The organism is Clostridium tertium (assembly GCF_902652255.1).
GTDB lineage: Bacteria > Bacillota > Clostridia > Clostridiales > Clostridiaceae > Clostridium > Clostridium tertium_A.
Genome location: NZ_CACRTO010000048.1, coordinates 65,729 through 91,559 on the forward strand (window position 1 = coordinate 65,729; position 25,831 = coordinate 91,559).

The following is a 25,831-nucleotide window of genomic DNA, read 5'->3' on the forward strand; positions in this document are numbered from 1 at the left end:
GCTTATATTATTGGAAGCTTTGTTCATATATCTTATTTACTTTTCTATTTCTCTAATTCTTTCAGTTATACTTCTTTTTGATGATTCTTTAAATACAATACTTGGAGTAATTAAACATACCGCAAATATAAATATGATTAGTAGTATTAGTGGTACTGTTGGGAATACAAACACTGCGTAATCTGCTATTTGCTTAGTAAGTACTGATATTCCATAAATAATAGCAATTCCTATTGTTAATATAAATGTAGTAGTAAGTCCTGCATAATATAGCCCTTCAAATGTTAACATCTTCTTGATTTGCTTCTTAGTCATACCTATACTTTCCATTATAGCAAGCTCTTTCAATCTAACATTTACTCCTGTTATCATTACATTTATAAAGTTAATTACGCCTATTAATATTAATATCATTGATATACCACTACCAAGTATATTCATTACCATTTGTGAACTATTAAACTCTTCTGTCTTATCGCTCTTAGATTCAAACCATAATCCACGACTTTCACTAATAGTCTTTAATTCAGATTCAATTTGTTCTTCATATTTATCATCAACATCTACATATAATAAATAATTTTCTGCATTGCTATCTAATTCTTCTAAAACAGAATTACTAATATATATTGTTGGTATTCCTAAAGGTGTTGCTAATCCTGATGGTAATAATGATGAATTATCCTTTATTATTTTAACATCAAAGATTTTTGATGAATCATTATTAGAATTTTTTATAGTTAAGTTACCCTTTATATTCTTATAATCATCTCCATAGCTCCATGCATCAGCTATAACAAATTCTCCTCTTTTAAATGCTTCTATATCTATTTTTTCTTTTAAGTCCTTATTAACCCTTTCTATAAGATCATCATCTATTCCCATAACAGAGGATGATAATACGCTTGGATCTTCCTTAACTAGATTTAAAAATTGGTTTAATTCCTCATCTGATAATCCAAACCTCTTATAACTTTCCTTTAATGATGGCATAAGTATATCTTCGCTCATTTCTAATTGTAGGGTACTTGACTTGCTTAAGTTTATTGAATTTACACCCTTCATAGATTTGATTTTATCTATCATATCATCATCTATTTTATCCGCTTGAGCCTCTACATTTTGTATTTCAAAATCATTTTTTACATATCTATTAATATAATTATCTACACTTAAGCTACTTAAAAATGTATTTACACTTAAGAAGGTTATAATCCCCATAAATAATGATAGAAATACTATTATAGCTCTCTTCTTCTCTCTAAAAACATTGTACCACGCCATTTTATATAGCTTTCCACCATTAGTAGACTTTCTGTCTTTCTTTTGCTTTTTAGGCTTACTTCCTGTGTAACGTAAAGCTTCTGTTGGTGAAATACTTCCTGCAATTTTAGCTGGTTTTCTACAACTTAAACTAACTGTTAATAATGAAAATAGTGCTGAACCTATAAATATTATTGGATTAAAAGAAACATCTACAGGCATTGCACTTGCTTGAGCTCCTGCGAATAATGTCCCCATTGCTAATGGTACAATTACGAATGAAACTATTGCACCTAATGTTAATCCTAACGGTATTCCAATTATAGATAATCTAAAAGCTTGACCTTTTACTATCTTTTTAATTTGTCTTGGTGATGCTCCTATAGTTTTAAGTAATCCATAAAAATTAATATCTTTAGTTACTGCTATATATAGGATGTTGTAAATAAGAAGATATCCACTAAGAACTATAAATAAAGCTATAATTACTATTAATACTACTGTAATTAATGCTGTATTGGAAAATTCTTCTGTAGGGTCATAGCTATATACAAACTTTTGGTTTTCATTAAGAGAAACTTCCTCTTCTAACTTGCTTTCTGCCACACCTTTTAAATCTTGCTTTAAAGTCATAAGAAGTGTTCCGTTATTCTCTAAAGTTAAGTTGTTCTCCTCTACAAACTTTTCTGAAACTAATAAATATCCTATATCTTGCACTACTCCATAAGTAGTATAATATCCACTTAATATAAATTCCTTATTTGTTATTTCTCCATTTATATTTACTGGAGCTTCAATTTTATCTCCTATTTTAGCATCACTTTTTCCTAAGAACTCTAAAGCTTTCTTGGATGCCATTATTTCATTTTCTTTTTCTGGATAGTTTCCTTTAATATCACTTATACATGGAGTTAACTGTTTTTCAAAATTTTCTTTATCACTATATTTAACACTTATACTTGTTCTATTATTTGTTAAACTATCAAGAGCTACTTTCCCAACATTAACTTCATAACCCATGCTATCTAATAAGTCTAATGACTTTATTTTATCTATTTGTTTATCTGTAGGATTAGCTAATGCAACAGTTGATGTAGTGCCTTGTAACCTTAAATTCATTGTTTTATAGTTTTTAGCAAAGCTTATTCCTATACTAAATACAGAAGATATCATAAAAGTTGTAAGTACTATTGCTATAATGGCGAATACATTTCTTATCTTATTTTTCTTTAGCGATCCTTTAGTTATCTTTTTAATAACTTCCTTGTTGTTATTTTCAAATTTCATTACTCATCACCTCTAACTGCAACCTTACCGTCTTCAATTCTTATAATTCTATCTGCTAGTTGAGCTATTTCCTCATTATGTGTAATCATAACCATAGTTTGATTGAACTTCTTGCTAGTTATCTTTAATAATCCTATTACATCCATACTTGTCTTACTATCAAGGTTTCCTGTAGGTTCATCTGCTAATATAATAGCAGGCTTAGTAGCTAGTGCTCTTGCTATTGCTACCCTTTGCTGTTGTCCTCCAGAAAGGTTATTGGGCATATTAGTTAATTTTTCTTTTAATCCTAAAGTATTAATAATTGAATCTACATATTCTTTATCTATCTTTACTCCATCTAACTCTATAGGTAAAACTATATTTTCATAAACATTTAAAATAGGAACTAAATTATAATTTTGAAATATAAAGCCTATATTTCTTCTTCTAAATATAGTAAGCTCTTCATCTTTCATTTTACTTATATTTTTATCACCTATAATTGTTTCTCCACTAGTTGGCTTATCTAATCCACCTAACATATTTAATAATGTTGATTTTCCACTTCCTGATGTACCTATTATGGCAACAAATTCACCTTCATTAATTTCTATACTGACATTATCTAATGCCCTAACTTCATTAGCCTCTTCCCCATATATCTTCACTAAACTCTCTGTTTTTAAAATACTCATATAACTCCACCTCAAAAATTTTATTTACTATACTTTGTATTTTACATATAACTTCTTACAATCTTCTGACAGAACTTAAGTATTTTTAAAATTATTTTAATATAATATAGCATTAATTATTTTTTTATAGATTACTTTTTTAAACTATGCTAAACTTATATAATTAATAATAATTACACAGGAGGGATACTTATGTTACTCATTGATAATATTGAAAAATATCTAAGAGATCATGGAATTAGTCCATCCTATCAAAGAAAGAGAATCTTTGAATATTTATATAATAGTAAAGAACATCCAAGCGTAAATGAAATATATTCTGTTTTAATAGATGAAATTCCGACATTATCAAAAACAACTGTATATAATACTTTAAATCTTTTTATTGAAAAGAGAATTGTAGAAGCTATTATAATTGATGAAAATGAACTTAGATATCAAATATTGGATGTGAAGAAACATGGACACTTTAAATGTGAGTCTTGCCATACTCTTTACGATATAAAAATTGATTTAGATAGCCTAAATATAGATTCTTTAAAGGACTTTGATATCCATGAGCAATCTTTTTATTTTAAAGGCATCTGTAAAAAATGTAAAAAGATAAATTAAAGATAGTTTTATGAAAGTAATATAAAACATAGTTCACAACTAACTAAAATGTGAACTATGTTTTTTTATATATTAAATTTTGGAAATAGTATTGACATTTCCTAAATTTAGTATTATTATAATATTGTAATCATTACAAATTTGAAATTAATATAAATTGTAGGAGGTAATATTTATGAATAATAATTATATAGGCTTAGAAAATAATAAAATTGAAGGTGTAGTAAAATCACTTAATGACTACCTTGCAAATCTTAACTTATTATATGTTAAAATTCACAACTTGCATTGGAATATCGAAGGTAAAGCTTTCTTCCAATTACACAGCGTATTTGAAGGATATTATGAAGCAATGGCTAAGTCATTAGATGAAGTTGCTGAAAGAATTCTTATTTTAGGTCATAGACCAGCAGCTTCAATGAAGGAATACTTAAATCTTGCTTCTTTAAAAGAATTAGATAGTAAAGGCTTATCTGCAGAAGAATCAATAAATATCTTAGAAGGGGATTTTTCAAGTATGCTTAATCAATCAAGATTAATCTTATCTTTAGCAGAAGAAGCTAAAGACCAAGGTACAGTTGATTTAATGGCTGGATTTATATCAGAATATGAAAAGGCCCTTTGGATGATTAGATCATATATGGCAAAATAATAGAAAAATAGAATTAGAATATATAATATTTATTTTAATTTATACAACTAAACATAGAAAAGGAAGTTCATATTCGAACTTCCTTTTTTAATAAAATAATCTTTCAATTTTATCTTTTTTATAATTCTTGTCTATAATTTATATCATAATTTTCAATTGCTTTGATAATATCTGAAAACTCACTATAACACAGATGAGTATAAATTGATGCTTCTAATTCTCATACAATAAAAAGTTTAATAGTGATGTATTGATCTTATCATTATTTCTTATACTTTCTATATTATTAGGTTCAGTTTCTCCACATACATCGATACCTATAATATCAAATTTTAAAATAATACTATGTAAAATTCTCTTTAGAAGATCAAAGTTCATTTTTCCTTGATCCCAAGATGTCTTAACAACATCTTCACTTAAAACATCTTTATCTATTGAAATATAAACTGGATATTTATCATCTATAAATCTATATATATCCTCTTTATTGAGTTGTATGAAATCATTATCTGAAATACATACTACCTTATCTAGATATTTGCTTGGAATAGTTTCTTTTTGCTCTTCACTTAAGCCAATTATTACTACCCTTTTTATATATTTATTTTTATCAACCTCGTCCATTATCCAAGAACCACAAGATAGTATATTCCCAAAACTAGGTCTTGTCATATCTGAATGATGATCGAAAACTACAAGTGTAAAATCTTCTTCTATTTTATTTATCCATAATTCACTTACATAATGATAGTTTCCTGAATCTATAAAATGAATACCCTCTGGGCTTAAGGACTTAGTCTTATCCTGTAAAATATGAAATGCAGTCTTATCGCAATATCCATTAGTTCCTCTAACTTTAGTACAGTCAATCCATCTATATTCCTCATCTAAAAAGAACTTCTCCTTTTCATATACATGAGAAAAATTCATTACTGTTAAAAGTTTTTCCACAAAACCCCCTCCTTGCTTACAAAACTTCCATATTCATATTTTACCATATAATTTTTTATAGTTCTAATTTAGCCCTTATGTTATCATCATTCAATATTGCATTTTATTTTGGTAATTTACTTATTCTATAAAACATATCACCTAATATAGCATCTCTATCTAAATACATTACTACTCTTATAGGATGACGATTTTCTGTTAATTCCCATGTATCATCATCTTTTAATATAGGAGAACTTACTAATTGACTTTTTGTCCACAATGGATTAACTAAAAATGCTATTACAGCTATGTCCCATATTATTTTACTTTTAGCTTTTGGGGATATTATTACTTCATATTCAGATTCATCATAATCACTTAAATTTCTTAAATATGGCTTTCCACTTTCATTAGTAAGTTTCTTTAATCCACCATCACCCTTTTTTAATATTTCCTCCATAAAATCAGAGACACATTTTCTTAAGTATTCTCCACTTTTACTGGTATCCTTAAGATAATGATCTAATTCAAAGCTAGTAGTTGACAGCCTAGAAGCTACTGACATAGTTGGTATTAAAACTAAAGGTACTCCACAATCTAATACATGTCTTGAAGCAATTTTATCTTGACTTAAATTAAATTCAAAAGCAGTAGACCAATATAAAGGCTGTCCTCCAAGCCAAATTACTACTATTTTCTCTGCAATACTTGGATCTTTAATTAAAGCTGAAGCAACATTTGTAATGGCACCAGTTGCTATTACGTAAAGAAGCTCCCCATCCATACTATTAGCTCTTCTTATTAAGTCATCTACAGCATCAGAGTTAATAGGTGTATTCTCTTCTGTTAAAAAACCTGTACTACCCTTATATACAGGATATTTATTTGGTATCCCTGCCATATCCATTATAGTATGTACTTCTTTATAACTTCTTAGCATCCCATCTTCAGGACCATCACATCTTTCATTATTAAATGGGGCAGCATAAATCGCTTGGATATCTAATTTCTCAGAATGAGTAAATGCCCAAGTAATCTCAAATTGATCGTCAACTTCATTATAAGCATCTGCATCTAACACTACCTTTACCCTTCCCTTTGGCGGTAAAAGCCTTTTTTTAATTTCTTCATTACTTAACATAATAACCTCCTAAGTTAATCTAAGATTTGTAAACAACTTTTATTTTCTTCTTCATAGTATTTTATTTAATCCTATATTTTATATGTGTAACCGGTTATATATAATTGTATAATCAAACTTTTAACATTGCAATATTTTTCTAAAAATTACGATAATAATATAAATAAAAAAGGAGGCTCTAATATTTAGATGCCTCCCATTTATTTATTAACCTAAGCTACCTCTTAACTTTCCTAGCTTAACAATCCATTCTTTTAATATCTTCATTTCTTCTTCAACATCATCGAACATTTCTTCTTCCTTGCCCATTAAGTGAAGTAAAATTGGTCTTACAGATTTTAATAGAGTATGATAGAATTCTTCTTCTGGATAATCTTTAGCTAGAATCCCTAATATATCACAAGCTAAGCTGAAATCTTCTTTGTAAGTTGCTCTGCTCTCCTCATTAACAATTCCCTTAGATATTTTTGTATTTGTATATCTAGCTGCAAATGTTAAATCATCTATTAAACTTGGATAGAATTCTAATAATTTATCTATACCTTCTTGTCCATACTTTTCTTTAATTTCCCTTAATCCTCTTCCAACTCCTAAGAATTCTGGAGTAATTCCTGCTGTGTACATTGATGCCGTAAATGTTATTGCACGTGGTACTGAACAATTAACATCTGTATTTAGGCTTAAAAGTTCTTCCTTAAGTTTTGGATCCTTAACTAGTTCTACTACTTCTGTTACATCAATAGCTTCTCTTACATATTGTAATCCTGACTTTGAACTTGCTAATCTATCCCTATTCTTTGGTATAAACTTAGAAATACCATCTATATCTTGAATTACTCTAGTGAATATATCTATATAATGCTTAGAGAATACTCCTATATACTCACTCATAAGATCCATTTCTTCCTCAGAAAGTATCTTAAAGTTTTCCATATAATCATGGCTCTTAAGTTTATTTACCACTTCTCTAGTTTCCTCTGTTCCATGGTCATACTTTAACCCTGATTGAATAGTAAATGTCTTTATTCCTGCATATGTCTTGAATGTATTTTCTATATTATTCGCTGATAAGTGCCCTCTAAATGGTAGTGATCCACACCCTAAAATAGGAGCTATCTCAACATCATTCTCTTGTCCCCATTTATGAATCTTACTAATAGCCATCCTAACAGCTAAAACTGATGATACTACACCATAGGACATAGCTGAATCTGATCTAGCAATCATTACTCTTAGATCCCTTAATTTATAATCTTTGCTACAAAGGTGCTTATAATATTTATCAATAATCTTATCTATATTTACTAAAGAAGGTATTCCTTCCATTAGTGGAATTAGCTTAATGCTATTTAAAGGGAATTTTATGTCATAGTTTTTGTTTCCAAGATCAATTATTGAATTAACTCTTTCTTGAATTCTTATTAATTCCTCTCCTGACTCAATCATCGGAATAATAGTTTCAATAATAGCTTGTTTACCTGTTTGTTGATAAGCTAACATATTAGTTTCGACCAATGACATTATACTCATTAACTGTCTAAATACAGGTTCCTTTATAGCATTTGGAATTCTCGGTGTTACAAATACATCCTCACCTGGAGTAAATCCCTCATTAATTAATCCCAATGTTATTTGTGAAGTTTGATGGTATGGTGTAAGCTTTCCTTCAAAATCAACCATCACTTCTTCGATTCCTAGCCCACCTTTTTCTTGCAAGTTTAAATCTCTTACTGCTTCTTCTGGTTCTTGTTGTATTGTTATATACTTTTGTGAATTATCTGGATGTTGTGTTGCCATACAACTTGGATATCTTCTCATTTATTTGCCCCCAATATTTATTAAATTGTTACTTCATATTTTTTCTAATTGTGTTAAAATTATAAAATACATTTTTGAATTATGCAAGTATTTATTTTCAAAATTGCAAAATCATTATTTTTATTTAAAATGATATGCTTTTCTAAACAATTTATATATCAATAAATTTTTAGTTTATTATTTAAATAATAAAAAATGTAGAAGACAACAAGATTTTCAATCCTACTGTCTTCTACAATTAAATATCTAGTTATATTTCCCTAGAAATATAACTTACTTATTCTGTGGTAAAAATACTGTTATTCTCGTTCCTATTTCTTTTCTACTTAAGACACTAAAATATCCCTTATGATTATCAATAATCCACTTAGCTATTGATAAACCTAATCCTGTCCCCCCATTTTTTCTAACCCTAGCTGTATCAGCTCTAAAGAAACGTTCAAAAATGTGTGGTATATCTGATTCATCCATACCTATGCCGTTATCTTGAATAGAAAAGAAAGGCACACCTTCATTATTTCTTCCTGCCCTCAATATTATCTCTTCACCTTCTGCAGTATATTTAGCTGCATTTTCAACTAATATTCTTGCAGTTTGTTTTAGCAAGCCTATGTCTCCATATACTTTTATATCTTCGGATTTAATATATCTATACCCATGATTATTATCTATCATTTTAGATTCCTCTAAAACTTCATTCATCATATCATCAAGTGAAAACTCTATTATTGTAAGTTGAGTTTTTCCATTAATACCTCTAGCTAAGAATAATAACTGCTCTACTAAGTTCTTCATATTTTCAGATTCACTTTTTATTGCTGATATAGACTCTTCTAATACACTAGCATCATCTTTTCCCCATCTATCTAGCATATTTGCATAACCTTGTATTACTGAAATTGGTGTCCTAAGCTCATGAGATGCATCTGAAACAAACCTTGCTTGTTGCATATAAGAATCTCTCATCCTATCTAAAAGTTTATTAATGGCATTCTCTAACCCCTGAAGTTCACTATCTCCAATGTGAACTCTTTCATTAGATGCTACAGGACTTATTTTAGATATAGCATCTTCTAGGTTTTGAAACTTTTCTTCATCAAATTCCATATTACTAAGCCTATTAGTTGTTTCTGCTATCTCATCAATAGGCTTTAAAATATGTCTAGTTTTTGCAGTACCAAATATTATTTCTTGTAATAAGAATATTCCTTCTACTACTCCAACAGGAATTATTATTTTTTTTAAATTAACTAAAAATGAGCTAAATTCTATAAGTAATGTTTTACCGTCACTCCAATTAACTGTATAACTGGCTTCTTCAATAGGAAATAGCTGTATTGATCTTTGAGCACTTTGAATAAACTCTCCATAATAATTCACTTCTCTTTCAATACTCCAAAGTATAATTAAAACAAGAATTAGAATTATATCAATTACAAGAAATTTAAAAAATAAATTTCTTACGAATACGGAGTTAATTTTTATTGCAATAGATGTAACATTTTTTGATTTATTTTTCTTACTCATCTTTTATTACATATCCCACACCACGAACAGTAGTAATAATCTTTGTCTTAAAGGTATCATCTATTTTAGTTCTTAAATATCTTATATAAACATCTATTACATTTGTTTCTCCAAAATAATCGTAACCACATACTTTTTCAATAAGCACATCTCTAGTCAATACAATGTTTTTATTTTCCATTAATATTTGCAATAAAGTGAACTCTCTATTAGTTAACTCAATTTCTGTATCATTGTACACTACCTTATGCCTCTTTTTATCTAATGATAATAACCCACAACTTAGTACATCTATGTCCTTTTTCTCAGTAACTACTCTCTTTTTAAGAGCTGTTCTTATTCTTGCTAATAATTCCTCAATAGCAAAAGGCTTTGTAACGTAATCATCAGCACCTGCATCAAGACCTGATACTTTATCCATAACAGCATCTCTAGCAGTAAGCATTATAATAGGAATATCTGAAACTTTTCTAATTCTTCTTAGTACTTCAAGTCCATTAATTTCAGGAAGCATTACATCAAGGATAACTAAATCCACTTCCCCCTTCTCTGCAATTTCAAGCCCCATCCTACCATTATTAGCTTTTAATATTTCATAACCTTCATGTATTAACTCAAGTTCTAGAAATCTTGCAATTTTCTCTTCATCTTCAACTATTAAAATCTTAACCATTATTAAACCTCTTCTTAATTTTTTCTTTTAAATCTCTTATACTTTTTGATATATCGCTAAGTACCTTATTAATCTTATCTGCATTTACTTTTTTAGCTGATATATAAAATTCTATATCAAAGAATAATCCTACTATTATTACAGGTATCGTTATCCAAAATGTAAATAATAAAAGTAGAATAACTACTGTTAGTGGTATCCTTAAAATTACTGTATTCTTTCTTATTATCTCAATCAAAATATTATTGCAACTATCTATATATTTACATACAGCTTCAAAGATCCCTTCAAAATTATTTTTACCTCTAGACTTTTCCCCTTTTTTATTATCAGTAATATTAACCATTTCAGTTCTCTCTTCATAAGACTCTTTATAATCGTTAGTATAAAATACACTTACAGAAGGCTTTTTAACTCTTCCTATCTCCTCTAAATAAATCATAGAGTCTAAAATATCCCAATTATTTTCCTCTAAAATAGTCTTAGCTTCTTCATAGCTAATATTTGCTTTATCTTTTAATTTATCTACAAGCCTAAATCTCTCCATAGATAATCCTCCATATTCATGACACAAAAATTCCATTTATATCCCTACCCTTAATTATTAAATTATACCATCTATCTTTCTATCTTTATAATAAAAAAAGAAGATATCATTAAAAAGAATTCATATTCTAAAGGTAATCACTAATACCAACCATAAAGAAAAAACCTCTGTTTTTTAACAGGGGCTTTCAATATATTCATAAGAACTCTTTAAAATGTTTAGTAATTCTATTTAAATAATTTGGAACAAATTATCTCCTTAATTGCTAATTACCAATTGTTAACTGTTAATTATTCTCATATCCTTCTTTAAAATCTTTTTTAATAGTATCTGCTGATTCTGATACCTTATCAAAAATATCATTTACTCCATCATAATTAATGTTAGGACCAGAAATTGAGTATTTATATCCACAGAATAAACCTACTATTAATAATATTAAACTAGGTATAAATAAGAATATTAATAAAATTGCTGATATTGTTAAAGATATTCTAATAGGTTTTTCATTTTCTTTTTTAATTTCAAAGTGATTTTCATTTCCTTTTCTTAAAACTTTACCTACAAACTTAAATATTCTTCCAACCATTTCTCCAATACCACCGCATTTTTCGTCTTTATTTTTGTATTCTTTTTTCTTTTCTTCCTTTTGATTCTCTGCTGCTACTTCAATTATAGTTGTAGTTTCATTATTTTCCACTTTTCCTCTTCTTTCTAAATAAATAACAGCATCTAGAAGATCCCAATTACAATTTTCTAATGCTTCTGTAGCCTCTTCTTTAGTAACATTAACCTTTCCCATTAAAACTTCAATAATTTCATTTCTTTCCATTATAATTACCTCCATAGCTTTTATTTTGATTTCCTCATCTACTATGGTTATATAATACTTTTAGAAAATTAATCTAAAATATAAGAAAGATTAAAATTAGATTAAAAATAAATTATTTTAATTAATAAAATTAAGTTGCTCTTATATCCCTTTAATTAATCATAAAAAAATACTATACTTAAGTAAGACTCTAAATCTGCGATTTAGCTAGTCGAACTTACTCATTCGAACGTATGTGAGAAGGAGTTTCCCCTAAGACTCTAAATCTTTGATTTAGCTAGTGTCCCTTACCTCATGAGAATGTATTTGAGTGGGACCTTCCTCTGTTACTCTAAATCCTTGATTTAGCTTAAATGAAATATTATATTAAGAGGTTTATATATGAGAAAAAAAGATATACTTGAACTAAAAAAGCGTTTGAAGAAAGATCACTGCACTTTCACTAAAATGTGTGGTTGTTATGTTAATGGAGAAAAACATGTTATCTTAAAATTTAGAGAAACATTTTTAAATTTAGATGAAGATGAATACTTTAAGTACTTAGAAATTGCTAAGAAAGTTCTTTCTGGTACTATAGGAAATAATATTTTAGAACTTAACTTTCCATTTAATGATGACCTTATAAATGAAAAGCAAGTTTCTCTTATGCAATTAAAAAACAGTCAACTTAAGGATGACTCTCTATTAGAGGATTTTTATCAATCTATTATTGAAAGCTATGATTATACTAGTAACTATTTAATACTTATTTTTCATGATGCTTATGATGTTATCACAAAGACAAAAGATAACCTAAAGCTAGATGAATCTGAAGAAGTATATGAATATGTATTATGTGCAATTTGCCCTGTTTCACTTTCAGATCCTGGTCTTAGATACTTTGAAGAAGAAAATAAAATAAAAGCACGTATAAGAGATTGGGTAGTTGAGAATCCAACTAATGGCTTTATATTCCCTGCATTTATCAATCGTAGTTCAGATGTTAACTCCATTATGTATTACACAAAGAATGCTAAGGATACTCATCCAGAATTAATGGAAAATGCTTTAGGCTGCTACTCAAGACAAACTGCTGCTATTCAAAAGGATACCTTCCAATCAATTATTAAGGATTCCTTCGGTGCTGATGAACAAAAAGCAGATAAAATATTTATGGAAGTACAAGATAATTTAAATAATATTATTGATGAATATAATGCAATATACGATGACCCAGATTCAGAACCTATAACATTAACAAATAAGGATATCCAAAACCTTTTAATAGAAAGTGGAATCCCAGAAGAGCTTACTTCTAAGATAGAAAAGTCTTATGTTGAATGTTTTGGTGATGACCTTCCTTTAGCAGAAAACTTAATTGATACAAAAGTACTTAAGGCAAATGAGCAAAGAAAAAGAGAAGAAAGACTTGAAAAGCAAGTTGAGATTTTACAAAATAGACTTGAGAAGGTTAAGCAAGAAGTCGCTATAGATAAGGAATCTACTCCTTTATCAGATAACAATGATGACTCTGCTTTAGCAGATTCCATTGAATCTAATTTGGATCAATCTATAGATGCTAACTTGGAAGATCCTAAAGATAATGATTTAGAAGAAACAGTAGAAACTGTTACAAATGAAACTAATAATGAAATTCTGGCAGACGATAAGGCTAATTCTGAATATGATGTTATACTTCAAGTAAAGCCTGAAAAAATACCTCAAATAAAATCTCAAATGATTGATGGGCAAAAATGTATAGTTATTCCTATCAATGAGAATGAACAAACTACAGTAAATGGATTAGATGATTTAATTTAAGCTATAACAGATATGGAGCTGTCTTTAAGATAGTTCCTTTTTTGTTTATGATTCTAAATATCCAATTAATTTGATGTAATAATTTAGTTTTGGTATAATATTGTAAAAGGGTAGGAGGTAATAATATGTTTGAAAAAAACAGTTATATAGAAGATATACAGAAATTTAAAAAGATACTTTCTTCAGAAGCAGATAAGTTACTGTCTACTGAAGATTTATCTGTAGTTTATATAGGTAGAGGAACTTGTCCGTTTTGTCGTAAATTTGCTAAGAAATTAAGTGGATTAACTGATAAAATCAATACAACTATTTATTACGTAGATAGCGAAGATTTTTCAGATGCCAATGTTAGAGCATTTAGATCAAAATATAATATAGTAACTGTACCTGGTTTTATTGTTAGAAAAAATAATGAAGTAGAAGTTCGTTGCGATTCTTCAACTCCAGAAGATGAGATATTAGATATGTTAAATAAATAATATCCTAACTTTTAATACAACATATATGGGGCTGTCGCACAAACAGCCCAAATTAAGAATTAATAATGAGAAATTAATTCTTAATTTTTCATTGTACGACAGCTCCTTTAACTTTAATTAACTACTATTTTTTATTTGCTTCTGTTGATGAATATATTATAGACTCAAAATCATTAAAACAATTGCAATTCTTTACTATATTTCCAATTGAATTATCTGTAAATAGAGCTATTAAAGCTTCATATAATTCTCTGAATATTTTTTTGTCGATTTTGTTAATAGCAATCATTAATACTATATTCACATGGCTTTCTCCCCATCGAAATCCATTTTTACTAATAACAACAGCTATTGTAGTTTTAATTGCATTCATATGTACACTATGAGGTATTGCGATGTTACCAAATGCAGTTGAACTTGCTTTTTCTCGTTCCAAAACTTTCTGTGAAAAATCATCGTTAACACAACCTTGTTCTTGCATCAATTTTGAAATATTTTTTATTAAGTCCTCTTTTGATGATTCAACAGGATCTAAAAAAAACAAATCTTTATTAAAGAAATAATGAAAGTTTTTTCTCAATATGCAATTTTTCGCATTTTGTTGTATTTCATCAAGAACATTGTACATCTCTTTTTTATTAATCTGAATTGCAAAAGGGGAAATAGTAAAAATTTTATAATTAGGGTTTTCATCGACCTTAATTGTAGTAATTAATAAATCAAATTTTAAGGCTTCAAGTTGGTATGGAAATGAAACTACTGCAACTATATTTAAATGATTACTAAAATTAATTAATATTTCATTATATAACTTTGTCTGCATTCCCATATATTCTGGACATAAGATAACACAGCGAATTTTCTCATCATTGACTTTTTTTCGTTCGATTTCTGCCCCTATATGTAAAGCAATAAAAGCAATCTCATCTTCAGGAATTTCCATTTTATTTAATTCTTTTAGTCGAATTGATATATAAATACCAATATCATAAATAGTCGGACATTGTTTCCTAATATTTTCTACCATAGGATTTTTGGTAAAACTATTATTTTTGCTTCTTTCAAAAAGATTTTTCAAATGCAAAGCAAAAGGGATTAAGAATGTATCATTTAATAAATCAAGCAAGTACACTTCATTAACAGAAGTAATAATTTTATGAGTGATATTTAAAATATCATCCCCTACAATTTTTTTTAAATCACTCATATTTTTAGATAAAGATTGATTTGCATTTGTTTTGAAAAGCATATATATTTCGAATTTTTCGTTTTCATTTAAACATAGATTAAAAGTACTTTCTAAGCTCTCACTGATATCATTCACAAGAGCTCTTTCTATCTCATCCTCAATTGTAATGTTGTTATTTGACTGGATAGAATTCCCATATAAAACACGATCAATTAATATCATTAAATGTAAAATTATATTTGATAATGAAAAGTCATTTATATAGTAGTTATATTTTTTAAATATAGAATGGATAATTTGATTTAGTTCATCAACTCCATCTTCTTGAAAACAACTTTTTAAAACTGTTAAATCTATAAATTTATGATTTGCTTCCTCAAATAAAAAATGACTAATTAATTTACGTTTATGTTTTTCTTCACCCAATATTCTAAGCTGATCATTTTTACAAACAAAACTAATATGAAAATTAGAATAAGCTTGATTCATTTTTGTAATGTCAAGCTTTAGTGTTGAGTAAGATATATACAATGTTTCACATAATTCATATAAATCTAAATATGGTATATGTTCAATTAATAGTTTTTTAATAATATAAAATGAGCGATCTAAATAATTTTGAGGAATATCACTCTTTTCACTCATCAGTAGCTGTTTTGCAAGTTCTCGATTGACTTGATATCCAGAATTAGTAGATAAGATTACCTTAGTTTTACCCTGTAAATTAATTTCATTAACATAGTTTTTTATTGTTCGAACACTAATTTGCAGTTGCTTAGCCAATACTGTTGAGGTAACGGGATTATTTTGTTTTAATAAATAAGATACTAATTTTATTTGATTCGGTTTCATAGGTTGTCTCCTTTTTAATCTTCGGTAATAAATCATTCTACTATAATTATATAAAATATAAATAAATAAATCATTCTACTATAATTATATAATAAACTGTTATTTTTTCACTTTAAGAATTACACTGAGCGGTGCAAAACATAAATTGCACACTAAAAAAAAAAGATGCATAATGAAACTGTCGAAAGACACAAATGTTTAAAAGGGAGTGTTAATATGAAAGAATTGAAAATTTTATTATGTTGTGGAGCTGGAATGTCAAGTGGATTTCTTGCTCAACGTACAAGAGGTGTCGCAAAAAAAAGAAATCTTTCTGTAAATATTGAAGCAAGAAGCGCTTCAGATATAGCAAGCTACATGGATTCAATTGATATTTTAATGGTAGGCCCACACTATGAAAATGAAAAAGCTAGTTTTGAAGAAATGGCAAGACCTTATAATGTCCCAGTTGTTATAATTCCACAAACAATATATGCAACTTTAAATGGAGACGCATTATTAGATTTAGCACTATCAACAATTAACGGATAATTACTTAAAAATCAAAAAAAAAAGCTAAGATACCACCCCTAGCTTTGAAAAGATATAAATCTTATCAAATATATTATACATCATTTGATAAAATAATAAAAGAATTAATTATTATAGAGAGGAAAATTTATTATGAAAAAGTTTATGGATTGGCTTTCAAATTCCTTTGCTCCAAGTATGAATAAAATTTGTAGTAAACCTTGGATTGCTGCAGTTTCATCTTCTATGCAAAAGGTAATACCATTTATCTTAACAGGTTCAGTAATTTATTTTTATAATGTATTTAGATCTTATATACCTCAATTACCAGATTTGGGGATGATTGCAGACTATAGTTTTGGACTAATTTCATTAATTATTGCATTTATGGTAGCACAACAAGTTATGGAGAAACTAGGAAAACCATTCTATACTACAAATTGTGGATTGGTTGCCATTGCAGTACTGATCATGTTCGTTATGCCTACATATGATGAAGCTGGAAATATGATTATTACTGGCGGAAGATTAGGAGCAACTGGTATTGCAGTTGGTATTTTTGCTGGATTATTTACAGCCATAATTTTTAATCTTTATTCTAAATTACATGTGTTAGAAAACTCAACAAAAATTCCTGACTTTGTAACAGGATGGATAAACTACATTATTCCTACTTTAATTACATTAGGAATTGGAATGATCCTTACAAAAGATTTAGGAATGGATATTTTTGAAATGGTATTATGGGTATTCTCCCCATTACAAAGTTTTGCACAAACTTGGTATGGATTAATCTTACTTTGTTTTATTCCTGCATTCTTATATACAATGGGTGTATCTTCTTGGTTATTTGGAGCCGTTTCAACACCAATATACTTAGCTGGTATACAAGCAAATATTGAAGCAGTTGCAAATGGCCTTGCACCAACAAATATTGCTACTACTGAAACCGTATTCACAGCTGCACTAATTACAATGGGTGGTATGGGAGCAACTCTTGGCCTGAATGTACTTATGACATTCTCAAAATCATCTCGTTTAAAAACATTAGGAAGAATTTTCATTGGGCCTTCTATTTTCAATATAAATGAACCAATTATGTTTGGAGCTCCAGTTGTATTTAATCCAATATTAATGTTACCTATGTGGATTAATGCAATCGTTGGACCAGCAATTGTATATTTTATTATGAGAGTTGGTTGGTTAAATATACCAGCAACATTAAATCAAGTTGGACAGGTACCAGTGCCTATTTCAACAGTTATGATTACACAAGATATGAGAGGAATTCTTTGGGCTGTTGTATTATTCATTGTATACTTAATGATTTGGTTCCCATTCTTTAAGGTATATGAAAAGCAATGTATGATTGAAGATGGTGAATTACAAGAAAACTAAATTAAAATAAGCAAAAAAATTGAAGGTAGGGTTAAATTATGTCTAAAATAGTAGAAGAATTTGAAGAAAATGAACTAGTTTCTGTTGCAATGCAAATTATTTTGCATGCTGGAGATGCTCGTTTAAATGCAGAAAAATCACTTGCACATGCTAAGAAATTTGAATTTGATAAAGCTAGAGAAGAACTTGCGAAAGCAAAAGAAAATATTCGTTTAGCTCATGTATCCCAAACAAATGTCATTCAAAATGAAAGTAGAGGGATATCATATTCATACAGTTTATTATTTACTCATGCACAAGATACACTAATGACTATCAATAGTGAAGTACGTATCGCAAGTGAACTAATTGATATCTTGGATATAATAAAAAATAAATAGCTCATTAATTAACACACTAATTATAAAGTGCATAAGCAGAAATGTTTGTGCACTTTCTTTATTTTCTAGTGAAAGTTTGAGCTACTCTTCTTTCCCCTCTTTAATATCTAATTTCTATGCTGAATCAAATAAAATATTAATCCGTAAATCTAATTACTTTCACCATAAAGTGCAAAACATGAGTTGAGAGAATATTCAAATATGTCTCATAATATAGATATAAATTTAAACATAACATTCTATGAACGTATTTTCCTCGAATGGCAGTTTAATTTATTAAATAATTAAAAAGAAAGAGGAGGATTAAATTTATGACAAGCAAACAATTTCCTGAAAATTTCCTATGGGGAGCAGCAACAAGTGCCTATCAAGTAGAAGGTGCAGCTTATGAAGATGGAAAAAAAGCTTCACAACAAGACATTATCAACAAAGAGAACTACAAGAAAAGAGGCTTTGCAACAGCTGATATTTCAAGTGATCATTATCATCACTATAAAGAAGACGTTGCTTTAATGAAAGAAATGGGATTTAATACTTACCGTTTCTCAATATCATGGTCTCGTGTATTCCCAGATGGTGTGGGAGAAGTAAATGAAAAAGGAATTCAATTCTACCGTGATTTAATCGACGAGCTAATCAAAAATGGTATTGAACCAATTATTACATTATATCATTACGACTTACCTTGGGCATTAGTTGAAAAATATAATGGATGGATTAGTAGAGAAGTTGTAAAAGATTTTGAATACTATGCTAGATATATAATTAATGAATTTAAAGATAAAGTAAAATATTGGACAACAATAAACGAACAAAGCATAATCGTTCAATACTGGACACAAAAATGTTTTATTCCAGAAAGTATGAGAGATAATAATCAATTACGTTATCAAATTAACCATCATATGAACTTAGCACATGCTATTGCTTGTAAATTAGTACACGAGCTAGTTCCTGGAGGATTAGTAGGAGCTGCTCTTGGATATGCACCAGTTTATCCACTAACAAGTAAACCAGAAGATGTAATGGCAGCACAAAATGCACATGATTTAAGAAATGCATATTATTTAGATATTTATTTCAAAGGATTCTATACAAAATCCGCTCAAATTTATTTAGAGCAACATGGATTAGCGCCTGTAATTGAAGATGGTGATATGGAATTAATTAAAGAAGGATATTCTGATTTCTTAGCATTAAACTACTATGCAAGTGAGTGTGCTAAAGCATGTCCAGAAGATGAAGCAATCCGTTGGTCAGGAGTAAACTGGTCAGGTAAAAAAGGAGCCATTGATGGATTTGAAACACATCCAGGATTCTACCAAATGTGTAAAAACCCTGAACTAGATACAACAGATTGGGATTGGGCAATAGATTCAACTGGATTAGAATATATTTTCCGTGATATCTACACACGTTACAATAAACCACTTATGATAACCGAGAATGGATTAGGTGCATTTGATACATTAACTGAAGATGGAAAAATTCACGATGACTATCGTATCAATTACCTAAGAGATCATGTAAAAGCAATGAAAAGAGCCATTGATTATGGTGTAGAAGTATTAGCTTACTGTCCTTGGTCTGCTATTGACTTATTATCTACAAGCAACGGTGTGAAAAAGCGTTATGGATTTATTTATGTAGATAGAACAGATGATGATCCAAAGGAATGTAAAAGAATTCGTAAAGATTCTTTCTACTGGTATCAAAAATTAATCAAATCAAATGGAGAAGATTTAGTATAAAAAGGAGTAAATTATATGAAAAGAACAACAGGATTTCCAAATCACATGCTTTGGGGTGGCGCATCAGCTGCATGTCAAAGCGAAGGAGAATTTGATAAAGACGGAAGAGGATTATCTACATCAGATATTCATGCATATGATAAGAACATCAACCGTGCAAAAATAACTAAAGAAGGTGGCGGAACACTAGAAGGAATTAAAAAATTAATTGCTGATAAAGAAAGTTATTTCCCAAAACGTTATGGAATTAATTTCTATCATACGTATAAAGAAGACTTAGCATTACTTCAAGAAATGGGCTTTCAAACATTCCGTACAAGTATTTCATGGTCAAGAATTTTCCCAAAAGGAGATGAATTAGAACCAAATGAAGAAGGCTTAAAGTTTTATGATCGTCTAATTGATGAAATCATTAAAGATGGAATGGAACCAATTATCACTATGTCACATTACGATATTCCTCTTCATTTAGTAACTGAATATGGCGGATTCGCAAATCGTAAAGTAATTGATTTCTTTGTACGCTATGCCAAAGTATTATTAGATCGTTTTAAAGGCAGAGTAAAATATTGGATAGTTTGTAACCAAGTAAATTTAGTACCTACTGTACAGTTCGGATCACTAGGAATTTATGAAGATCAAGCAGAAAATATGGAAGAATTAATGTATCAAGCAGTACACAATCAATTTGTAGCTTGTGCTAAAATCAAACAATTGTCTCAAGAAGTTGATCCTGAAGCAAAAATAGGTACAATGTTAGCAGACTGCACATTCTATCCAGCATCTTGTAAACCAGCAGATGTTGTATTCACAATGAAACGTAACCGTATGCAATACTTCTTCTCAGATGTGCAATTACGTGGTGAATACCCTGGATATGCTCTTCGTTATTTTAAAGAAAACAATATTGATATTAAAATGGAAGATGGGGATTTAGATTTATTAAGAGAAAACAAGATGGAGTTTTTAGCAATCAGTTATTACTACTCTAGAATTCTTGATGCTGAAAAATGCACTATGAATCCAACTGATGCGCTACAAAATCCAAATCTAGAACCTACACCATGGGAATGGCGTATGGATCCATTAGGATTTTACAACTGTTTATCTCAATATTGGGATCGCTATCAAGTGCCTTTAATGATCGGTGAAAACGGATTTGGAGCACTTGACACCGTAGAAGAAGATGGAAAAATCCATGATCCATATAGAATTGACTTCTATAGAAAACATATTGAGCAAATCAATGAATGTTTAAAAGATGGAGTTGAGATCTTCGCATATTGTGCATGGGGACCAATTGATATTGTAAGTTCATCTAGCGCAGAAATGAGCAAACGCTATGGATTTGTTTACGTTGATCGTGATGATTTAGGAAACGGAACACAAAAAAGAATTAAAAAAGATTCTTTTGAATGGTATAAAAAAGTCATTGCTAGTGATGGAAAGGACTTAGAATAATTTATAAAAATTAGTATATATTTTAATTATAGAGAGAATAGATACTTATCTATTCTCTCTATTCTTTCATTAATTATTCATTAAGATATATTCTCATTCATAAACTTGTTTTTTAGTATTACAGCTCTAATAGCTTCATATTTAATATAGTCTGGCAAACTCTTTTTAATAACTTGAATTTTATCTATTCCATTTTTATTAATAGAGTTTAATATTATATCTTCATTTTCTTTATCATAGTACTTATCTAGGTCTATCTTAATACTATAATCTCCTGTTGCTTTTATATAATCTGTAACATATCCTAATATAGTTGAAATTGATATTTCCATATCCTCTGATATATCCTCTATCTCCTCCCCCATATTAAGTCTATCTAAAGCTATTTCAGAAGACGATCTAGTTTCTCCATCTATAATAAGCTTTTTCCTCTTCTTTTCTTTCCAAGTAGGTTCAATACCCTTTTCAATAATATAATTATTAACTTCTTCAACTATTGGCTGACCATAGCCTTCAATCTTCTTTGGCCCAATTCCGCCTATATCTTTAAGTTTATCTAAATTATCAGGATATCTTCCACTTATTTCTTTTAATGTACTCTTACTTAAAACCATTGATACAGGTAGGTTAAGCTTTTTAGCTAATTCTTCTCTTATTTTTATAAGTCTTTCTAAAAGCTCATTATCACTATTCACTTCAAAGTAATCACCTTCTATTTCTTCTAATTGTACTTCCTCTATTGCTACTTCCTTCTTAATATTATTTGTAACTACATAGTCTCTAACGATTTCTATAAACCTTTCACCATATCTCTCATACTTAACCTCTCCAACTCCTGATACTTGAAGGATTTCATCCTTATTTATAGGATACTTTATACTCATCTCTCTTAAAGTACCATCACCAAATATCATATATGGAGCCTTCTTTTCTTCTTCAGCTATTTCACGTCTTAAGTATTTTAATTTATCAAATAAGTCATTATTCTCTACTTTATTGCTTTCAATATTAACTTCCTTAAGTAAAACTTCAACCTCACCTTTTATAACTTTAAAAGATATATTATTTAAAGCTACAGTTGAAAATTCCTCATTTACATCTAAGTAGCCATGAGCAATTAATATATTTATAAATTCTTTTAATCCATCACTTGAATATTCTTTCATAATCCCATAAGTGCTTATTTCATCAAAACCAAAGTTTAAAAGTTTCTTATTTTTAGACCCCCTAAGGACATCTACAATCATGCCTACTCCAAAGCTTCTCTTCATCTTATAAATACAAGACATAACCTTTTGAGCATCTATAGTTTTATCCTTAACCTCACCTTTACTTAAGCAATTACTACAATTATTACATTCCCCTTCATAAGAATCTCCAAAGTAATTTAAAATGTATTTTCTATAACAACTATTTATATAAACTAAGCTTGTCATTTGTTGAAGCTTCTTATATTGATTATTCTTTCTTATTGGATCTTCAGTACTAACTTCTATTAAGTATTTTTGAGTAATAACATCTGCTGGTGAAAAAAGCATAATACATTCACTGGCTTCACCATCTCTCCCAGCTCTACCTATCTCTTGATAATATCCTTCTACATTTTTAGGCATATTATAATGAAGGACATATCTTATATTAGGTTTATCAATACCCATTCCAAAAGCATTAGTTGCAACTATAACAGTAATTTCATCATTTATAAACTTCTCTTGATTTTTAATTCTCTCATCATTAGAAAGGCCTGCATGATATTTTCCTACATTAATCTTATTTTTCTTTAATAAATCATATATACTTTCTACTTCTTTCCTTGTTGCTGCATATATTATTCCAGAGTCATTAATATTATTTTTTATATAGTTAACTAAAAACTTCTTTTTCTCTATACCTTTAACTATATTAATCCTTAAGTTTTCTCTATCAAAACCCGTTACAAATACCTTAGGCGAATTAAGCTTTAATAAATTTACAATATCACTTCTTACTTCTTCTGATGCTGTTGCAGTAAAAGCTGTGATAATTGGTCTTTCTATAAGCTTATCAATAAATATTGCAATTCCTTTATAACTTACCCTAAAGTCATGTCCCCACTGAGATACACAGTGAGCCTCATCAATTGCTATTTGTGATATCTTAATCTTAGTAATTGCTGTAATAAACTCATTTGAAAGAAGTCTTTCAGGTGCAACATAAATTATCCTATATTTATTATTCTCAATACCATTCATTATTTCATTAAACTCATACATAGATAATGAACTATTTAAAAATGCAGAGTTAATTCCAGTAGAATTTAAGGTATCAACTTGATCTTTCATAAGTGATATAAGTGGTGAAATTACTATTGTTACTCCATCTAAAATTAAGGATGGAATCTGATAACAAATAGACTTTCCCCCTCCTGTTGGCATAATTGCAAGAACATCTCTACCATTAATTATTTCATCTATTATCTCTTCTTGCCCTCTTCTAAAGCTCTTATATCCAAAATACTTTTCTAAAACTTCTAATTTATCAACTGACAATGCTACTCTCCTTATTTATCCTTCTATTTTATTATCTTAATTATAGCACTGTATCTCTAAATATATTCATTAGTATTAAAAAAACCGTACTATCTTCAGTACGGTTGTCCCTATTTATGTTAAAGCCTCTCATAATAATAAATATCTTTTTCTAATCTACTTAATATTAAAATAAAAGATAATCCCCATAACACTCCATATTAATAATGAAATCATTGATTCTTTTCCTAACCCTGCTGGAGACATAGGTAGTAATAATAATAAAATAAATAGTATGCTAATAAGTACTCCTAAAACAGAGAATACCTTGCCACTCTTATTCTTAACCTTTCTGTAAGAAATATATGAAACATAAAGATATGCTACTGCTGCCCCAAGAGACGACATATCTACAATCCATATTATAACTTCCCTACCAAACCAAGGTGCTATTAAACTTATAGATGTTAAAAATAGTATTGCATTTTTATATACTCCACTTTTATTTACCTTCCCCATTTTATCTGGCAACATCTTATATCTAGCTACAGAGCCTAGTAGCTTTGAGCTACAAATCATAAATCCGTTAATTCCACTCCATACTGCACCACATAATGCCATTATAAGCATAAAGAATGCTACTTTTCCTAATGTGCTTAATACAGCACTACCTGTTGCCCACTCAAGTGCCACTGCTTGTTCAGGTGTATAAGCTAAAGCTGTTATTATATTTAATATATTGTATATTAACGTTCCTATAATAAGCCCCGTTACAGCAACTATTGATGCCTTTTTAGTTGAAAATTTATATTCATTACTTAACTGAGGAATAGCATCAAATCCAATAAAAGCAAAAGGTGTTATAGCAAATACCATAGCTATTGCCTTTATATCAAATGAGTATTCTGCAATATAAGTTTGAACAAAAGCTTCTCTTTCTCCCTTAAATATCATTCCTATAAAAACTAAAATCACCATCGATATTAGTATTGCTATTATAATATTCTGTATCCTAGTAGACTCCTTTAATCCTCTTATATTAAAATAGGCAAAGATCAAAATAATAATGCTAGCTGCAAGTATTTCACCTATATACACATTATATCCTGCAACATTATACAGATATCCAAATTCTAAAACTCCACCTACTAACTTCTTTATAACTAATGGAAATGCAGTAGCATTTAGAGGAATCATTGTAAAGTAAGCTAATGTAAGGAACCATCCAACAATAAACCCATGCTTTTTGCCTAAATTATTATATGTAAAGGCAAACTCTCCCCCCTCTTCATTTTGATTTGCCATCATAACTTCATAGTTTCTTTCAATTACAATAATACATAATGCTCCTAGTATAAGTCCTATGGCTGTATTTATTACTCCAGCTTCCTTTAAAAATTTAGTTCCTGGTAGCATAAATGATCCCCAACCGATAATACCACCTACAACAATAGAAAATACATCTAATCTATTAAGATATTTTTTCATACTTTTTTTCCTTTCTATTTTTCTTTAGCAACAAAACCTATGCAGAATTACCTG

The 25,831-nt window shown here is 28.8% G+C and carries 21 protein-coding genes; 9 read left to right on the plus strand and 12 right to left on the minus strand.

Annotated features, from left to right (window positions below; all coding sequences use genetic code 11):
* Positions 1–36: 36 nt before the first annotated feature.
* Together GPX08_RS15560 and GPX08_RS15565 are read right to left on the minus strand one after the other, a co-directional pair.
* Positions 37–2,550, minus strand: coding sequence for an FtsX-like permease family protein (locus GPX08_RS15560; RefSeq protein ID WP_156627740.1), 2,514 nt, complete (start codon positions 2,548–2,550; stop codon positions 37–39).
* Positions 2,550–3,227, minus strand: a complete 678-nt coding sequence (locus GPX08_RS15565; protein ID WP_156627741.1) for an ATP-binding cassette domain-containing protein — start codon at positions 3,225–3,227, stop codon at positions 2,550–2,552. The genes GPX08_RS15560 and GPX08_RS15565 overlap by 1 nt, the downstream gene beginning before the upstream one ends.
* A 192-nt stretch (positions 3,228–3,419) precedes the next feature.
* On the opposite strand from GPX08_RS15565, the gene GPX08_RS15570 reads away from it, so the two are divergent.
* On the plus strand, positions 3,420–3,839 hold the full coding sequence (locus tag GPX08_RS15570; RefSeq protein ID WP_156627742.1) for a transcriptional repressor: 420 nt from the start codon (positions 3,420–3,422) through the stop codon (positions 3,837–3,839).
* Between the two features lie 175 nt (positions 3,840–4,014).
* Positions 4,015–4,491: a DNA starvation/stationary phase protection protein gene (locus GPX08_RS15575; RefSeq protein WP_156627743.1), complete on the plus strand. Its 477-nt coding sequence runs from the start codon at positions 4,015–4,017 to the stop codon at positions 4,489–4,491.
* Between the two features lie 213 nt (positions 4,492–4,704).
* Here GPX08_RS15575 and GPX08_RS15580 read toward each other — a convergent pair whose 3' ends face one another.
* From GPX08_RS15580 to GPX08_RS15610, 7 genes are all read right to left on the minus strand, one after another.
* Positions 4,705–5,421, minus strand: coding sequence for an arginase (locus GPX08_RS15580; protein ID WP_156627828.1), 717 nt, complete (start codon positions 5,419–5,421; stop codon positions 4,705–4,707).
* A 124-nt stretch (positions 5,422–5,545) separates the two neighbouring features.
* Complete coding sequence (locus GPX08_RS15585) at positions 5,546–6,568, minus strand: nucleoside hydrolase (protein ID WP_156627744.1); 1,023 nt, start codon at positions 6,566–6,568, stop codon at positions 5,546–5,548.
* A 204-nt stretch (positions 6,569–6,772) separates the two neighbouring features.
* Positions 6,773–8,383, minus strand: a complete 1,611-nt coding sequence (locus GPX08_RS15590) for a phosphoenolpyruvate carboxylase (protein ID WP_156627745.1) — start codon at positions 8,381–8,383, stop codon at positions 6,773–6,775.
* Between the two features lie 273 nt (positions 8,384–8,656).
* A complete protein-coding gene (locus GPX08_RS15595) occupies positions 8,657–9,910 on the minus strand; it encodes a sensor histidine kinase (RefSeq protein WP_156627746.1) in 1,254 nt (417 codons plus the stop codon).
* Positions 9,903–10,583 carry a response regulator gene (locus GPX08_RS15600; protein ID WP_156627747.1) on the minus strand — a complete coding sequence of 227 codons (681 nt, stop codon included), beginning with the start codon at positions 10,581–10,583 and terminating at the stop codon, positions 9,903–9,905. Before GPX08_RS15600 ends, GPX08_RS15595 begins: the two co-directional genes overlap by 8 nt.
* Positions 10,576–11,130 carry a ubiquitin gene (locus GPX08_RS15605; protein ID WP_156627829.1) on the minus strand — a complete coding sequence of 185 codons (555 nt, stop codon included), beginning with the start codon at positions 11,128–11,130 and terminating at the stop codon, positions 10,576–10,578. Before GPX08_RS15605 ends, GPX08_RS15600 begins: the two co-directional genes overlap by 8 nt.
* Positions 11,131–11,416: 286 nt before the next feature.
* The gene (locus GPX08_RS15610; RefSeq protein WP_156627748.1) at positions 11,417–11,962 is read right to left on the minus strand and encodes a DUF4342 domain-containing protein; all 546 of its coding nucleotides are present in this window, start codon (positions 11,960–11,962) and stop codon (positions 11,417–11,419) included.
* Positions 11,963–12,343: 381 nt separating this feature from the next.
* Here GPX08_RS15610 and GPX08_RS15615 point away from each other — a divergent pair, with 381 nt between their 5' ends.
* Both GPX08_RS15615 and GPX08_RS15620 read left to right on the plus strand, forming a co-directional pair.
* Positions 12,344–13,762: a DUF4317 family protein gene (locus tag GPX08_RS15615; RefSeq protein WP_156627749.1), complete on the plus strand. Its 1,419-nt coding sequence runs from the start codon at positions 12,344–12,346 to the stop codon at positions 13,760–13,762.
* A 125-nt stretch (positions 13,763–13,887) separates the two neighbouring features.
* Complete coding sequence (locus GPX08_RS15620) at positions 13,888–14,241, plus strand: thiol reductase thioredoxin (RefSeq protein WP_156627750.1); 354 nt, start codon at positions 13,888–13,890, stop codon at positions 14,239–14,241.
* Positions 14,242–14,365: 124 nt separating this feature from the next.
* Here the strand turns inward: GPX08_RS15620 and GPX08_RS15625 are convergent, their stop codons facing one another.
* Positions 14,366–16,318 carry a PRD domain-containing protein gene (locus tag GPX08_RS15625; protein ID WP_156627751.1) on the minus strand — a complete coding sequence of 651 codons (1,953 nt, stop codon included), beginning with the start codon at positions 16,316–16,318 and terminating at the stop codon, positions 14,366–14,368.
* Positions 16,319–16,498: 180 nt separating this feature from the next.
* Here GPX08_RS15625 and GPX08_RS15630 point away from each other — a divergent pair, with 180 nt between their 5' ends.
* The 5 genes from GPX08_RS15630 (at position 16,499) to GPX08_RS15650 (ending at position 21,782) form a co-directional block, all read left to right on the plus strand.
* Complete coding sequence (locus GPX08_RS15630; protein WP_156627752.1) at positions 16,499–16,813, plus strand: PTS sugar transporter subunit IIB; 315 nt, start codon at positions 16,499–16,501, stop codon at positions 16,811–16,813.
* A gap of 132 nt (positions 16,814–16,945) precedes the next feature.
* Positions 16,946–18,190, plus strand: a complete 1,245-nt coding sequence (locus GPX08_RS15635; protein WP_156627753.1) for a PTS sugar transporter subunit IIC — start codon at positions 16,946–16,948, stop codon at positions 18,188–18,190.
* 38 nt (positions 18,191–18,228) lie between these two features.
* On the plus strand, positions 18,229–18,570 hold the full coding sequence (locus GPX08_RS15640) for a PTS lactose/cellobiose transporter subunit IIA (protein WP_156627754.1): 342 nt from the start codon (positions 18,229–18,231) through the stop codon (positions 18,568–18,570).
* Between the two features lie 311 nt (positions 18,571–18,881).
* Positions 18,882–20,321 (plus strand): family 1 glycosylhydrolase, encoded by a 1,440-nt coding sequence (locus tag GPX08_RS15645; RefSeq protein ID WP_156627755.1) that lies wholly within the window; start codon positions 18,882–18,884, stop codon positions 20,319–20,321.
* Between the two features lie 15 nt (positions 20,322–20,336).
* Positions 20,337–21,782, plus strand: coding sequence for a family 1 glycosylhydrolase (locus tag GPX08_RS15650; RefSeq protein WP_156627756.1), 1,446 nt, complete (start codon positions 20,337–20,339; stop codon positions 21,780–21,782).
* A gap of 80 nt (positions 21,783–21,862) precedes the next feature.
* Here the strand turns inward: GPX08_RS15650 and recQ are convergent, their stop codons facing one another.
* Both recQ and GPX08_RS15660 read right to left on the minus strand, forming a co-directional pair.
* Positions 21,863–24,310: a DNA helicase RecQ gene (recQ, locus tag GPX08_RS15655; RefSeq protein ID WP_156627757.1), complete on the minus strand. Its 2,448-nt coding sequence runs from the start codon at positions 24,308–24,310 to the stop codon at positions 21,863–21,865.
* 156 nt (positions 24,311–24,466) lie between these two features.
* Positions 24,467–25,777, minus strand: a complete 1,311-nt coding sequence (locus GPX08_RS15660; protein ID WP_156627758.1) for an amino acid permease — start codon at positions 25,775–25,777, stop codon at positions 24,467–24,469.
* Positions 25,778–25,831 lie beyond the last annotated feature (54 nt).

Excerpts from the sequence above, each read along its gene's own strand:
- GPX08_RS15610 (WP_156627748.1), bottom strand. The coding sequence starts at position 11,962 with ATGGAAAGAAATGAAATTATTGAAGTTTTAATGGGAAAGGTTAATGTT.
- GPX08_RS15645 (WP_156627755.1), top strand. The coding sequence starts at position 18,882 with ATGACAAGCAAACAATTTCCTGAAAATTTCCTATGGGGAGCAGCAACA.
- GPX08_RS15625 (WP_156627751.1), bottom strand. The coding sequence starts at position 16,318 with ATGATTTATTACCGAAGATTAAAAAGGAGACAACCTATGAAACCGAAT.
- GPX08_RS15565 (WP_156627741.1), bottom strand. The coding sequence starts at position 3,227 with ATGAGTATTTTAAAAACAGAGAGTTTAGTGAAGATATATGGGGAAGAG.
- GPX08_RS15640 (WP_156627754.1), top strand. The coding sequence starts at position 18,229 with ATGTCTAAAATAGTAGAAGAATTTGAAGAAAATGAACTAGTTTCTGTT.
- GPX08_RS15590 (WP_156627745.1), bottom strand. The coding sequence starts at position 8,383 with ATGAGAAGATATCCAAGTTGTATGGCAACACAACATCCAGATAATTCA.
- GPX08_RS15575 (WP_156627743.1), top strand. The coding sequence starts at position 4,015 with ATGAATAATAATTATATAGGCTTAGAAAATAATAAAATTGAAGGTGTA.
- GPX08_RS15630 (WP_156627752.1), top strand. The coding sequence starts at position 16,499 with ATGAAAGAATTGAAAATTTTATTATGTTGTGGAGCTGGAATGTCAAGT.
- GPX08_RS15595 (WP_156627746.1), bottom strand. The coding sequence starts at position 9,910 with ATGAGTAAGAAAAATAAATCAAAAAATGTTACATCTATTGCAATAAAA.
- GPX08_RS15560 (WP_156627740.1), bottom strand. The coding sequence starts at position 2,550 with ATGAAATTTGAAAATAACAACAAGGAAGTTATTAAAAAGATAACTAAA.
- GPX08_RS15570 (WP_156627742.1), top strand. The coding sequence starts at position 3,420 with ATGTTACTCATTGATAATATTGAAAAATATCTAAGAGATCATGGAATT.
- GPX08_RS15605 (WP_156627829.1), bottom strand. The coding sequence starts at position 11,130 with ATGGAGAGATTTAGGCTTGTAGATAAATTAAAAGATAAAGCAAATATT.
- GPX08_RS15660 (WP_156627758.1), bottom strand. The coding sequence starts at position 25,777 with ATGAAAAAATATCTTAATAGATTAGATGTATTTTCTATTGTTGTAGGT.
- GPX08_RS15635 (WP_156627753.1), top strand. The coding sequence starts at position 16,946 with ATGAAAAAGTTTATGGATTGGCTTTCAAATTCCTTTGCTCCAAGTATG.
- GPX08_RS15650 (WP_156627756.1), top strand. The coding sequence starts at position 20,337 with ATGAAAAGAACAACAGGATTTCCAAATCACATGCTTTGGGGTGGCGCA.
- GPX08_RS15615 (WP_156627749.1), top strand. The coding sequence starts at position 12,344 with ATGAGAAAAAAAGATATACTTGAACTAAAAAAGCGTTTGAAGAAAGAT.
- GPX08_RS15620 (WP_156627750.1), top strand. The coding sequence starts at position 13,888 with ATGTTTGAAAAAAACAGTTATATAGAAGATATACAGAAATTTAAAAAG.
- GPX08_RS15600 (WP_156627747.1), bottom strand. The coding sequence starts at position 10,583 with ATGGTTAAGATTTTAATAGTTGAAGATGAAGAGAAAATTGCAAGATTT.
- GPX08_RS15580 (WP_156627828.1), bottom strand. The coding sequence starts at position 5,421 with ATGAATTTTTCTCATGTATATGAAAAGGAGAAGTTCTTTTTAGATGAG.